Annotated in this window: 13 protein-coding genes; 3 read left to right on the top strand and 10 right to left on the bottom strand. The window is 42.3% G+C overall.

Annotated elements, in window-relative coordinates:
* Nucleotides 1-732: 732 nt before the first annotated feature.
* The 3 genes from ABWV76_RS16590 to ABWV76_RS16580 all read right to left on the bottom strand — a co-directional run bounded on the left by ABWV76_RS16590 (nucleotide 733) and on the right by ABWV76_RS16580 (nucleotide 3869).
* On the bottom strand, nucleotides 733-1260 hold the full coding sequence (locus ABWV76_RS16590; RefSeq protein ID WP_353376645.1) for a CbrC family protein: 528 nt from the start codon (nucleotides 1258-1260) through the stop codon (nucleotides 733-735).
* An 82-nt stretch (nucleotides 1261-1342) separates the two neighbouring features.
* Nucleotides 1343-1924: a hypothetical protein gene (locus ABWV76_RS16585; RefSeq protein WP_353376643.1), complete on the bottom strand. Its 582-nt coding sequence runs from the start codon at nucleotides 1922-1924 to the stop codon at nucleotides 1343-1345.
* A gap of 1372 nt (nucleotides 1925-3296) precedes the next feature.
* Nucleotides 3297-3869: a LexA family protein gene (locus tag ABWV76_RS16580; RefSeq protein ID WP_353376641.1), complete on the bottom strand. Its 573-nt coding sequence runs from the start codon at nucleotides 3867-3869 to the stop codon at nucleotides 3297-3299.
* A gap of 1119 nt (nucleotides 3870-4988) precedes the next feature.
* On the opposite strand from ABWV76_RS16580, the gene ABWV76_RS16575 reads away from it, so the two are divergent.
* The 3 genes from ABWV76_RS16575 to ABWV76_RS16565 all read left to right on the top strand — a co-directional run bounded on the left by ABWV76_RS16575 (nucleotide 4989) and on the right by ABWV76_RS16565 (nucleotide 8707).
* Nucleotides 4989-6212, top strand: coding sequence for a polymorphic toxin type 44 domain-containing protein (locus ABWV76_RS16575; protein ID WP_353376640.1), 1224 nt, complete (start codon nucleotides 4989-4991; stop codon nucleotides 6210-6212).
* Between the two features lie 55 nt (nucleotides 6213-6267).
* Nucleotides 6268-6786: a hypothetical protein gene (locus ABWV76_RS16570; RefSeq protein WP_353376639.1), complete on the top strand. Its 519-nt coding sequence runs from the start codon at nucleotides 6268-6270 to the stop codon at nucleotides 6784-6786.
* 1093 nt (nucleotides 6787-7879) lie between these two features.
* A complete protein-coding gene (locus ABWV76_RS16565) occupies nucleotides 7880-8707 on the top strand; it encodes a hypothetical protein (protein WP_353376638.1) in 828 nt (275 codons plus the stop codon).
* 127 nt (nucleotides 8708-8834) lie between these two features.
* On the opposite strand, the gene ABWV76_RS16560 is transcribed toward ABWV76_RS16565, so the two are convergent.
* From ABWV76_RS16560 to ABWV76_RS16530, 7 genes are all read right to left on the bottom strand, one after another.
* Complete coding sequence (locus ABWV76_RS16560) at nucleotides 8835-9191, bottom strand: GmrSD restriction endonuclease domain-containing protein (protein WP_353376636.1); 357 nt, start codon at nucleotides 9189-9191, stop codon at nucleotides 8835-8837.
* Between the two features lie 182 nt (nucleotides 9192-9373).
* Nucleotides 9374-9697: a hypothetical protein gene (locus ABWV76_RS16555; RefSeq protein WP_020413309.1), complete on the bottom strand. Its 324-nt coding sequence runs from the start codon at nucleotides 9695-9697 to the stop codon at nucleotides 9374-9376.
* Between the two features lie 283 nt (nucleotides 9698-9980).
* Nucleotides 9981-10577 carry an IS3 family transposase gene (locus ABWV76_RS16550; RefSeq protein ID WP_353376757.1) on the bottom strand — a complete coding sequence of 199 codons (597 nt, stop codon included), beginning with the start codon at nucleotides 10575-10577 and terminating at the stop codon, nucleotides 9981-9983.
* A gap of 11 nt (nucleotides 10578-10588) precedes the next feature.
* Nucleotides 10589-10897 (bottom strand): transposase, encoded by a 309-nt coding sequence (locus tag ABWV76_RS16545; protein ID WP_353376635.1) that lies wholly within the window; start codon nucleotides 10895-10897, stop codon nucleotides 10589-10591.
* A 101-nt stretch (nucleotides 10898-10998) separates the two neighbouring features.
* The gene (locus tag ABWV76_RS16540) at nucleotides 10999-11316 is read right to left on the bottom strand and encodes a hypothetical protein (RefSeq protein ID WP_353376634.1); all 318 of its coding nucleotides are present in this window, start codon (nucleotides 11314-11316) and stop codon (nucleotides 10999-11001) included.
* 104 nt (nucleotides 11317-11420) lie between these two features.
* Complete coding sequence (locus tag ABWV76_RS16535; RefSeq protein ID WP_353376633.1) at nucleotides 11421-11723, bottom strand: hypothetical protein; 303 nt, start codon at nucleotides 11721-11723, stop codon at nucleotides 11421-11423.
* 397 nt (nucleotides 11724-12120) lie between these two features.
* Nucleotides 12121-12456 carry a hypothetical protein gene (locus ABWV76_RS16530; protein WP_353376632.1) on the bottom strand — a complete coding sequence of 112 codons (336 nt, stop codon included), beginning with the start codon at nucleotides 12454-12456 and terminating at the stop codon, nucleotides 12121-12123.
* Nucleotides 12457-12865 lie beyond the last annotated feature (409 nt).

Genomic DNA, 12865 nt, shown 5'->3' with positions numbered 1-12865 from the left:
TAATACTGGAGACAACTGTACAGACCGCTTTTGGGTATGCCGCTTTAAATCCCACGCTTTACTGGATGAAAGAGTCCTCGCCATCTATATAGCCCGTGTAGACCTCAATCCGATCTGTGTCAATATCGCGAAGTCACCTGAACAACCTGATTACACTTAGATTCAACGGCGCACTCGTACAGTAGTCTATGATGAGCAGCCCAGAGATCTATTTTCGTTTGTTAGTGGTGAGCGTTTGAATATGTCAGAAGGGATACCCTTTCAGCTGGAAGACTTTTTTGGAGATTGTGGAATAGAGTGACCGGTATTTAGATCCCAGAAATCGAGGTTGTATTGCCAAAAGCACACCACCTATCCTAGAGCGGCTTGGTATCTCACCCAGGCACTAGCTATATCTCAACCGGGGATTTTGAAAGCTGCTTTAAAGCCCCGGTGGGATCAGTGGGGCAGTACAACAAGCTTGTCGTCAGCTCAATAAATATTGGGTAGACAGCGTGGGCGACTGCCGGCACTTCCTCTCTGCTACCCCCCCTGCCAATCTAGCCCTGCCCCAAACACTTAACGTCACGATTGCCAATTTTATATCCAAAAACAAAGCTTTCCAAAGCATGAACACTAATCCCCAGTAATTCACGTCACTTACTTCTAAATCAAAATAAAGAGTCTCCAGAACTGATGCTTGTTGTGTAACTGATACCTCTCTCCAATCATTCGGTGTCCTTAATCTTCTTATTAATCACAATCGGTATAAAACCTATTCTTACCACAGCCTCGGCACATGAATTTATATACTGCAAAACCCCCACCTTTTACATAAGACTGTAAAACACTTGGCCACATATCTGTACTTATATACTCGGAGCTTAGAAATTCATTTAAATCTTCACCGGAGAGTTCTTCTAAATCAGATTTCTCGGCATTTCCATGAAACTCACAAGCATCGTTGCAATGAGATAACCAGCGTTCTTGCTGCCAAGAGATAAAGCTAGGCGTTCTTTCACACACTTCTTTTACAATATCCATCGCAATCGCATCTGATAGCAACGAATGTGAACTTGAGAACTCCCCATCAAATTTAGCTGCCGCAGAACCATCAAAAATACACCACGGGCAGATTGTCTCCACTTCGTCTATAGCGTAAATTGTGGATGTTGCTCTATATCCTCTGTACTTCTCGCAACATTCACACTCTTCATTAGTTTTCTCAATAGCACCCGTACCAATTGGATCAGGGTAGTATTTAAATACTGGTAATCTCATGAGTTCTCCGATGGAAAGCTAATGCCTTTAGCATGTATGGCTGCACAGCAGACGTCGCCTGCCAAAATCGTTAGAACAACGGTTAGCTCACAACTGGAATATAGATAGTTCTAGTACAGCTAATATTGGCTACTTTTAAAATGGCGGGTTCACTGTATTCCAGGTGCTTAGAGAAAGAGGGATATTCCTGCTCTAAGTATTTTTTAGCATCATCGAAATCATTCGTTACCTTGAAACTTTTTGATCCGTTACTTCCAACAAATTCTAGACTTCCAACATAAACGACTTTCCCAGCCGGAGCCTCAAATGTCATAGTCTCTTTCCCTCCACAGGGCATATAAAGCTGTCCCCCAATACCTTCAGGTAACACACCACCAACTCCATAATTTATACCGTCACTTCTTGGGCTTAGTTTAGCTACGATATACCCACCCTCAGGAAACGTGTTCAATGTAACTGCTACGTTATTCATTTCCCATCCATAATCTAATTCTTCCCCTTTATAAATATGAACCCTGAAATCAGGTTTTATACCCAATATAATCACTGAATCTTCACCAAGATCGGAGTAAGAAGAATCTTTACTCATGTTTGAGAAAGAAATACAGCCACTTAACGCAGTAATAAATAAAGTAACAACTATTAACCTAAGCAAATACTTCAATTTCTTGTCCTTTTAGCCTTGTGATTTCTAACAGTTTATTAAAGAGCCAGAAACTTACTATTTATTTGGCCACTTTCTATAAAAACATCCCTTCAAGCTCCAAAAAATCCCTTATTTAAAGTAGGATTTAAATTTTTATCTAAATAGTAACCCCAAAAAGTGAGCTACCGGATCAAGTTGCCAGGTAAAGCTTCGCACTCTTTGACGTATTTTACACGAAATCAAATCAATAAGTTAGAGAGGATCTTTTTGTGAGTGTCAGCCATGGCTCTACAATTCAGGCCCCCGCACCTGCGATACGCCGACCCCACCAATGTAACAATCGCCAGTATTATCCAATTGGTATATCCATAGCTGCAATCGAACTATGCACTGCCAGATGATTTTCTACCTCGAAAATCTAGCTCACTACTAAATTAACGGCACTTACCCCCTAGCCTACATCTGTCTAAAGTGTCTTCGTTGTTACAAAACCACTGCACACTTAGTCCTATCAATACAAGTGACAAAGCTCCCAAACTAGTTCTGTGCCATCCTAAAATTCGGCAGAAATTGACTATTTGTGAGTTTTAGCTAACCCATAATGCAGCCGGGAAATTGACTTACAAGAGCTTACAATTGCGATAGAGCCATCTCTACTAACCACTATGAGACGCCTTTTACTTAATGAGTACATTACTGAAGTTGGTATTTGCAAGTGGATAGAAAACCTACCAATCAGCAGAGTGAAAAGCGCACTGTTTATTTACGGTTTACCTAATCATAACATTCAGGGTTACGATAAATAATAAATCAAGCTACGGAGCTATCACTTAAAACTAACCGTTGTCCGCTTGCAGTTTCGTATCAACCCAAAAAGAGACAGTCGAGAGCAAAGCAAGATGACCAATGGTGCCGACTAGCTTTCAAATCAGCTTAAGGAGGTGAGCGATGACGTAGGTGTTCATCAGGACTTGCCCAGTAATGCCAAGCTAACCTTTCATGACCTAGCCTCTCACCCACTCAAGAAAACCAGCCATAACTCAGAGGAAATAGCGAAATATGCGCCCAAACAGATGCAGAGATTACTGAGAAGCTCTTTCTCGGAGGCATTAGCATCGATCCGAAATCACTAATGTGGAAGTGATTGAGAGTTTTTATACGCTTGGGAATTGGTTTTTTTACGCTCATTTGGGAAAACTGGCTGAAAGCCGCATGAGATATAGAGAAAGATGGTCGGAGCGGCCAGATTAGAACCGACGATCACCACACCCCGAAAAGAACTGGTAAAAAACTTAACCCATTGATTTTAAACGATTTTATAGTTGAAATGGCCGCCTACGCAAACAGCGTCGAAAATAGTGAGGGGACTGTATAGAAATACAGCATCAAACTAAGTAGTACCATGATACCTAATTGACGCCTTTACAACACCCACAACTATCAGTTCCTGGCCCTCCCAGATGGGAATTGGTGGGTATTTCTCATTTGCAGACAGCAAGCGTCCCCTCCCTCTATCCAAAATTTTGCAAGCTAGATGCCCATCAAGCACCACTACCTCAACATCACCATTCACAGGTGTCAGTGAGCGGTCAAAGATACCCACACCCAGCCTAGAGTCACCGTTAGCCCTCGACATGAAAGTGGCAGCCGGCTTGGTTATTAAATGTTCATCAAAGCTAAGGGCTGTCTCTTTGTGGTCATTAGCAGGAGAGGGGAAGCCACAGCTGACGCCGCTGCTATATAAAGGGATAATTTCATAGTAGTTTAACTTCAATAGTTCTCTGAGCTGAGCCTGCCTCTCATTAAGACTGTTCAGCTCATCTACTAGTGCATTGGTTGCCGCATTCAGGTTGTTCACCTGAACCTTAAGCATGTCCCTTAACTTCGGGTCGGCAGTGTCTGCGGTCATATCAATAGTGTCCAAGCAAGCGCGTATCTCGGCTTCAACCTCTATGAATGTCATGGTCCAACTCCTTCTTTCTGTCGACACAGAGGCAATCTACCAAAATACTGTATACATACACAGAATCGATATCAAAAAGAAGTTGGCGCCCACATAGGTGTGCTTAGGGAGTCAGAATATACAGAAGACGGCGGGAGCCGGTGTAGAACACTGGCAGAGATTGAGCGACTACTGCCAGAGAAGATACTGGGAGGCGTAGCTCACACGTCCTACAATCTAGAATCAACTTTTTAAAATTGATAAAATCAGCCTTCTCGTGTTTAACGGCTTTGATTCAAATGAAACCACTCCTTCCAATTTCTAGCATCATTCTATTGTTCATATCCTCTGCTTCCATAGCTGACCAATGGTCAAGCGAAGAGGGACTGAAAGTTACTAGCGTGAGCTCAACATCTGTAAAGCTGAGTTCAACTATTTCAATTGAAGGAACCTGTGTAAATCATAATATTGCTTACCTTGATCGAAGCCAGGATTATCATGGCGCAGTGATGTCCGTACTACTTGCAGCTATGATGGCTGATAGGAGTGTTAACCTGCTTTGTGCTGATAACTGCGCGAGCACCAACCGTTGCAGAGTAGTTGATGCTGAAGTCATCAAATAACAATCACCTAGCTATTTACTATGCGGGCAGTAAGGTATAACGATGGCTTATTGCTGTGACAAGGCCAAAATTTGGGCTGACTCTTCCTGTGAGAACTTCAGCCCATACTTCTCCACTATTGCCCTCAACTTCCCACCCTACTAACAGCCCCAACTTCCCCCGGGGAAAAATGGTTACTATCTATCATTTTCTAACATCAACCTTTCGACCCTTATCTTCCACCCAAGACTTTTAGATCAGTAAGCTGCTAAAAACCACCATACACATGGCACCACTAGAAATAACAGTTCCCTATGGTTGTTAAGCAACCAGCAAGAAGACTCTCGCTAGCTCTAACCGTTAAATAATATCCACACAGTATGCGGGGCTCTCAAAGAGCGTATCAATATGCACTCCTAACAACCGTGCATATGAAAATGGTCATTTTTGACAGTTGTGCACCAAAAGTCACCCTGGTAATCTTCGATTGTCAATATTTATTGGCCAATAACGATAACTTTAAATAGGTAATTGATTGATGTATTTGTCAAGATTTATTTCTGGCTTACTATTGATTGGGGGGTTAGCTGGTAGTAAAGCTTTCGCCTCTGACAGTATGGACTGTGTGGTTATTGAAAAAAATGACCTAGTCCAGGTTGAACTAAATAAATCCAATTCTTATCAGAACTGCTTTTCTCTAGATAAAATCCCTTCTTCAACACCAGTTGACATAGTCTCCTTTGCTTTTGATGATACTAAGAATAAATTATCTGTATATGAGGTAGGGTCTTCCAATACCAAGCAACTAGTCGTAAATTCAATCTCAGGTACTGATACTGTTAACGCAATTTCGTTAAATACACATAATAAATCTCTCATTGTCGAAATTGCTCCAACCATAAAATTAACTTCTAACAAAGATGTTGACATTACATACCTTATGGTAAATGGAAGAGCCCAGGTTATTGTAAAGATTTACGACGTTAAATCACAAACCAGCTCAGGAGGCAGCTCAGGAGGTGGAACCACAATTCCTCCTATTGATCCAGGTGGCTGTGACAGCGTCATGTGTAGAGAACCCGTATTTTTCATGGCAACCTCAAGCTCTGCTCAAGCATGCACTGCAAGTCAGAAGGCCCCAAATCCGCCATCAAATTTTGATATCAATAAGCACTTGAAGCAATTCAAGAGAGCAGGCATCGCAGCAAGCAAACTCCCTGGAGGGAAAGTCACGTTAAGTGCGGCGGTTATGGCTAGCATGTTTGCACCTAATCGAACCTATGACCTTAAAAACAACCCGAATTACAATGCAGACCAAGAGTTTGGGAATTGGTTTTATGGAGCTGCCGCTCATCAAATGGGCTTTACTGAACAGGAAGCACTTACCGCTGGAGCAGTAGTACAACAGTGGCAAAACTATAATAACTCAAACCACCCCGACGCTAATGATATTGGAAAATTAGTGGGAAATATTGCTCATGCGCTCGCAACCGGAGAAGGGGACAACCATGATGATGCGGCACCAATTAAGGGCGGGCATAGTTATAGTAAAGATATATATGAGAATGATGCTAACGCCGATAGCAACTCTGACTCTTGCAGTCCGAACAAAACTGTAAACTCACCTACTACAGCTGCTCCAGGCTATGGTATTGGTGGTCTAGGGTATGGTGGAGGTTGGAGCGGAGGCGGTATGTATTTCGGATCTGGTGGCTGCTGGGGTAGCTGTAGTAGAACTGTAATCATTATAGAATCGCTTTAAACTACTTTGAGGCCTGTCAATCCAAGGTAGGCCTCACTTATAAGTGAATATCACTATGATAAAAATTGTCTTGACCGCAATTATTTACTTCACATTCCTTATGATTTTCCCCTTTACTGGGTATGATTTTTTCTGGAAATACTCTCCATCCCTGCTTAATATATTTCTATTCTTTGTAATAATTTTTTCAATCTACTTTACGATACTGAAACAGTGGAAAGTCTCATTTAGAGAAAAGGTTAAATATAGCGTATTATTTTTGGCAATATCTACGATTTATTATTTTTCAGTAGAAAAAAAATCATCATACGAAATAAACCCAAGCACTTATTATACTTTTGATAGATTTGATGGAGGGGCCTTTACTTCTTCCACTCTATCTAATCTTATCAGACTAGACAGAGTAGCATTAATTCTCGCAAAAAAAACTGTGATAAAAACATACGAGAATGTTAAAAAAGAAAAGATTAAGTCTGTAGAGGGGGGGCACTTAATAATAGAATTAGAGGACTACTCTGGAAAGATTGAATCTGATCAAATTGAAGTTAACAATCTAAAAGGTAATGTTCAATGAACGGCGTCAACCTCCTCAAATGAAGGAGGAGGTCTCATAAATCTTACGGCCTAGCAAGTACTCAAGACTGAAGACAATTATTACAATGTGTGCAAGGCCATACAAAAGCAGTTGACCCTACTCTTCCAGGAGAGTCAATATCTGAGTTGACTCTTCCGGCGAGAGCTTCAGCCCATATTTCTCCACTATCGCCATAAACCGCTACACGTAGATTGCCTGGACCGGTTCATACGGTGGCATCCACTCATCAGGGCTTTTGTCCCCCTTGCTCTGGTTCCGGCCGTCATCGACCAACCATAGATCCCAAAATCTTCTGCAAACATCTTTTTAGCTCTGTCTAGCAAGCTAAACCACTGGACTGGTCAGCTCAGGAAAATGCGAGGGTGTGTTCAACGGATCAGACTGAAGAACTAGCCAATGTAGGTGTCTAGGCGCACCCCTTTGTTGGCCATGAAGCTCTTAATGCTGATGAAGGCAAATAGGGCTAAGTTAAACCGCCTGCATCCAAAGAGCTGAAGCAAAGATTAGGAAAATAAATTTAACTTATGCTAAAAATTAGCTAAAAATTCTGTGCAACAGATACATCTTTTTATCTTAAGAATACATAAAGCAACAAAAACACACCCTAAATACTTTAAGTCAAAACTGGCAAAGGTATTTATTATCCCTTTTTTGACTATCCATTAAGAGCAATAGAGTTTTATGGCTCAACTGCACCAAAAATAGAGCGCCTCTTAATTGATAGACATTTGAAACACTGGTAGCATCAGCTGCCAAAGAATCTTAAGAAGAAGTGTACCGAAATAATTTATAAGGTAAATACAACATCAACGAATACGCATAATGTTATAACTACAAAGTGTAGCCCACATGCAAATCAAAATAGCTGACATAATTCTGCGCACATCGACACTTATAGGCTTAACTACCTAGGAGTAATACATCTGGAGCCCACACACTGTGAACCTCAGGTAAAATATTGTCGAAATGCTTAGAAGTGGTTGAATTTTTGATGTGAAGGCTCATTTTTATGTAATCCAGGCTGCCTCTGGAACAGAACCATTCAACCAGTAGTTTATTAAGGATATTTAACGTGATCGCTAGACTTTTGACTTTCTTAGCTCTTATTTTTTCTGGCAGCACTAGTGCACAAATAATAATAATGCCCCCAGAACTTTATGAACCAAACGTATATTGGTGCAACAACTGTGAAAGCTATCAAAATAAAGCTAACGAGGTAGCACTCGACAACTGGCGTAAGAAATACTACATAATTGACACTAACAATGACGTTATTAAAGCATACATAGGTGTGAACTCAAGCGGATCGAGCATGGAGCCAGACGCTGCAATAGGGCAACCATCTAGTGTAGATAGCGAATTTGAAAATCTTTTTGACAACTTAATGGTTGCCTATATAGATTTATCTACAACAGACCCAATACAAATTCCAGCTGAAATTGGAAATAGCGCCTGGGACATGTCAGGAAAAAGTAAGACTAGAAATGATATCGCAGATTATTTATCTGAAAACATTGGCCTAAGAAATAAAATAGGTAACTATGCTACAGCTGCAACGGAAATTGCAGGAATAATCGAAGCAGAGATCACAGTAACAATCGTTTTTGTGGACGGATCATCTGCAAAATTCAAAATTTCTGAAATTAATAACAACCAAATAGAGTTTGAGTATATAGAAGGCAGCGCCAAAGACGCCAACAACAACTCTGTACCAACGACAGTTAAAGGATTCGCTGGAACTTTTGTACTTGAAACTCCTGAGCAAATAAATGAATTCCTGCAAGGATACAATAATTGGGGAGGAAATATGCCAGGCCTGGAAGGGTGCAAGAAAGCTGACGTCACTTGCGAAGTAATAGGTGACGAGGTCAGGTGTGTTGCAAAAAGCGTAAGCTGTTAATACCACCACCCATTGGTAATGGTGCTCTCGAGTAACATTCCTAACCAAACCGCCATATTAAACGATCCTGTTTTGACATAGCTCTAAGAACCAAGGCTGACTACGATCTCTTAGAGCTATGGCTACCCTACTCTTCCAGAAGTGCCAATATCTGAGTTGACTCTTCCGGCGAGAACTTCAGTCCATATTTCTCCACTATCGCCATAAACCGCTGCACAAAGATTACCTGGACCGGTTCATAAGGTAGCATCCACTCATAGGGACCCTTATCGCCCTTGGTTTGGTTCCGGTCGTCATCGACTAGCCATAGATTCTCAGGGTCTTCTGCAAATTGACGCTTCAGCTTAACGGTCCAATTGGCACCATCATGCTCATGTGCCCAAGACAACGGCACGATGTGCTCAACATCTAAGTCGGACGCCAGACTAAAGAATTGACCTGTATAAGGGTCCAACCACAGGCCTGTATCTACAGCGCTTAGCATTGGTGAAGGTTACAGGTGCCAAGGAGAACTGAACTAGGAGCTCATGGTGTGTGCTCTGACAATTACCGTCAGAGTCAGACCAGCGTGGCAGCCAGATAAAACGGTAGAATCAGGTGCATGACGACCCCTCATTGTTGCTTTAAGGGATCGCACAGGAGGTAGATTAGGAGAACAAACACAGGTTATTGCACATTAGACAAGCGCACGGCATTTATTTTTGGGCGACCACTTAAGCAGCCACTAATACTCAAGCCTACTTGTTTACCGGCCATAAAAGCTGCAAGTAAAGTTGACAGTTTAGCCTCGCTTCCTGAATCGTTTAAGAGATCAATACGGTATGAACTGCTACTACCACAGTTCTCAGGGTCTATAGCCGGCGTGCTCATCCGTACATCAACAAAGGGAGTCCAGGGAGCAATGTACGTGATCTCAGACACTGGCACTTCGGCACTAAGCGCATTGTTTGAAATAGAAAAAAAAGCACAAAGAAAATATATTTTTTTCATATTCTAATCTAAATAATAAATAATAAATAATAAGGCATCTAAAAAAGTGCCATGTTATCTACCTTGCATGCTAAATCCATTAAATCAAATAGTTTATATCTCTGATTAAAGCCAAGCACATGGCAGAATCATAATCACTCTTTTGCTGGTCGATATTTTGACCGCTGTCGACCAATTTGAGAACCCCTATAATAGAATTTTAGTGGCAGATTAGAGGGATTGCTTAAGATGCCTGTCACTATTTGTCAAAATTTATACTTATCTTAGATTCCGCTGATGAAGCCTAAGCAGCAACCACTCTATATTGCACACCCCTGTCAGAGTGAACTATTAATCCAGGCTTTATTTGTCGTCGCTCTAGAGCCATTTTCAATGCTCGACGTGTCAATTCATCGGTCATCTGGGAGTCGAATACCCAACCTACAATACGTCGAGAGTACAGATCCATAACTACCGCGAGGTACAACCACCGCTCCAGAACCCAGATATACGTAATGTCACTTGTCCAGCGGCAATTTGGTCGATCCACATCAAAGCAACGCTTAAGTAAGTTGGCGGAGACATTAATGCTCCCCTCTACGGGCTGACTATATCGAAAGCCTTTGCCGTTTCTCGCTTTAATATGCTCCTGATGCATAAGCTTAGCGACGTAGTTCCGTGAACATGGCTCACCTAACTCTCGAAGCTCGCAAGCGATTCTAGGCGCTCCATAACGACCTTTAAACGCAGTAAACGTCTCTCGGATTTTCTCGATTGTTCGTATCTTTCTAATCGTGCGAGGAGGTGGCAACCGCCCTCGCCATCGATAATAACCCGATCTTGAGACTTCTAAACACCGACACATCAAGCTAACCGGGAATGACCCTACATGCTCTTGTATCAGTGCGTACTTTACTCTTGGTGGTTCGCAAAGTACGCAGCTGCCTTTTTTAGAAATTCAACCTCCTGACGTGCTTCATGCAGTTCCTTCTTGAGCTTGCGAACTTCAGCGCTTTCCTGTTTGGAATAGTTGAAGCCGTCTAAACTATTGAACTGCTTATCAGACAGTCGATTAAATTGACGACGCCAGTTATAGATCTGCTGTGCGCTGACGCCCAGCTCTCGTGCCAAGGAGGCCGTTGTTGCTCCAGGCTTTTCCGCTCTCTTAAATGCTTCTCTACGGAACTCCTCCGTATACGCCTGAGTTCTTTTCTTACCCATGATACACCTCCGTGTTAGGACTAAACCTAACTATACAGGGTGTCTACTAAACGTGGGTAAGTCTTAAATATAACGCCGCCATGTGCGGCACTATAGCCTTGTTATACATTTGTAACTTTCCACCATAAATATACTGCTGCCAACCCTAGCCCAACTACAAATGGCAATATCTTAGCTGTTAGGCTTTGTGGTTTGGGGCGCAAATGCTCAAATTCAGGAATCCCCTTTACCACCAAGTCATCAAACATATACCTTAGGCGTTCCATTTCTTTTTCTTCCCGATAAGAAAGACGTTTTTTTTCGGCTAATTTCCTCATCTCAATTAGGGAATTCTTTAGTGACTCAACCTCTTCATCAGTAAGCAAGCCACTTTCGACAGCTCTTTTTTCTGCTTCATCGAAAGTCATATCCGGCTGCATAATCTTTTCCTAGGTTTGCATAACACCGCAATAAAGGGCCGAAATGTAGCAGCGAAGCTGCGGAATGTAGGTCCAACCACGAAATGGCGCCTTTGATTGCCTTGTTAAGGTACATTGCTTGAATCCAGCTCCAGCTTTGAAAGCATGCCATCCAGGCTGTTGGATATAGGAATCTCTGATGACAATTGATGATCCCACAGGATGAATGCCCCGGAGCTTTTATAAAGAATGAAATTGCCATCAAGATCCACCCCAACAATAGATGCGCTTTTACCACGCCACCAAGGAGCTGCTAATTGTTTCCAATCTTCCTCTTTTAGGAGTATGGCCAAGCGGATTTCCCTATCACTCAGTTTAATGAGGCGAATCATGCCCAGACTTTTAATCGCCTTATGGAGTCTATTCATGGATTACCTTAACGCCGCCGGCAGGGGCAGCTTACCTTACTAGCTTAGTGCCGACTCCGCTCACTACTGCAACAATACCAAATTGGCCGAGCGACTGGAGTGCAAGTTTTGTCCAAAAATCGATTTCTTCCGTAAAAATGGGATGCCATATATAAATTAGCGATACATTTCCCGGAAGCAAGAGAGCTTTGTAACCCGACATACCTCCACCATACACGTTCCGATTTATAAAAAATTCTACTTAGCCGACAAGCAATCCAATCAGTCCTGAAATAGAGGCGACAGCCATAGTGCTGAATTTATTCATATTGCCCAGTAACGCCCCGCATAGGGGCTGACAAGTAAGTGCAGTGTTTTGGCTGTCCCAGCGACCGAAGGGAGCGATTGCCGCGGCTTGTTATAAATCATTTGTAGAAACTGTAGTACCACAATGTATGCAACCTACCCTACCTGAAAACCAGTGGAATACAACGGACGACCAGCTTTTATGTATAGAAGCAGGATGAATCCCATGCATACCTTTAATGGTTAAACACTTGTTGCAATTCGGGCAACGCACCCAAAACGCCAATACAAAATGAATGATTGTAAACAAGAAGAAACCGCCAAAGATCATTTGGTAGACGGGCATCTCATAACGAACATCGAAGTAGCCAAGAACAAAGGATGCAATCATACCTCCTAGAAACAACCAAGCTATATATGTAGCTATTGCATTCAGCTTTCCGAGCACAAAACTCTCCAAGATTTATAACGTTGCCAACAGGGGCGGCCGAAGCAAAGCGTAGGCCGTCCAGCCCAGCAGTCAGCTGGGCAGTCCTGCTTGGCCTGGTTAAGGGGCATTTTTATTGCGATGCCACAACAAAAATAACAATATAAAAATGAGCGTATAGGATACCCCCATAAAAACTACGCTTCCCTCCAACTTACTTTGTGAACGACCTAAACAATCGTACAAAGTGAATGGCACTACTATGGGGCTCAAAAATAAGGCCATACTTTTAAAATGGTTTTCTGAGTGCTGAACAAGGCTAATAGCAACACCAGCAAAATACCAGCCAAATGCTCCGATTAAGTACCAGGTTACACTATATTTAATCAGTCTCAACTTTGCCTCTTAACGACGCAGTGGACGTCGGGTT

This window comes from Microbulbifer sp. NBRC 101763 (genome assembly GCF_040371615.1).
GTDB lineage: Bacteria > Pseudomonadota > Gammaproteobacteria > Pseudomonadales > Cellvibrionaceae > Microbulbifer > Microbulbifer variabilis.
Note: the sequence above shows the minus strand (reverse complement) of the source record. Positions and strands in the feature narration are given on the sequence as shown.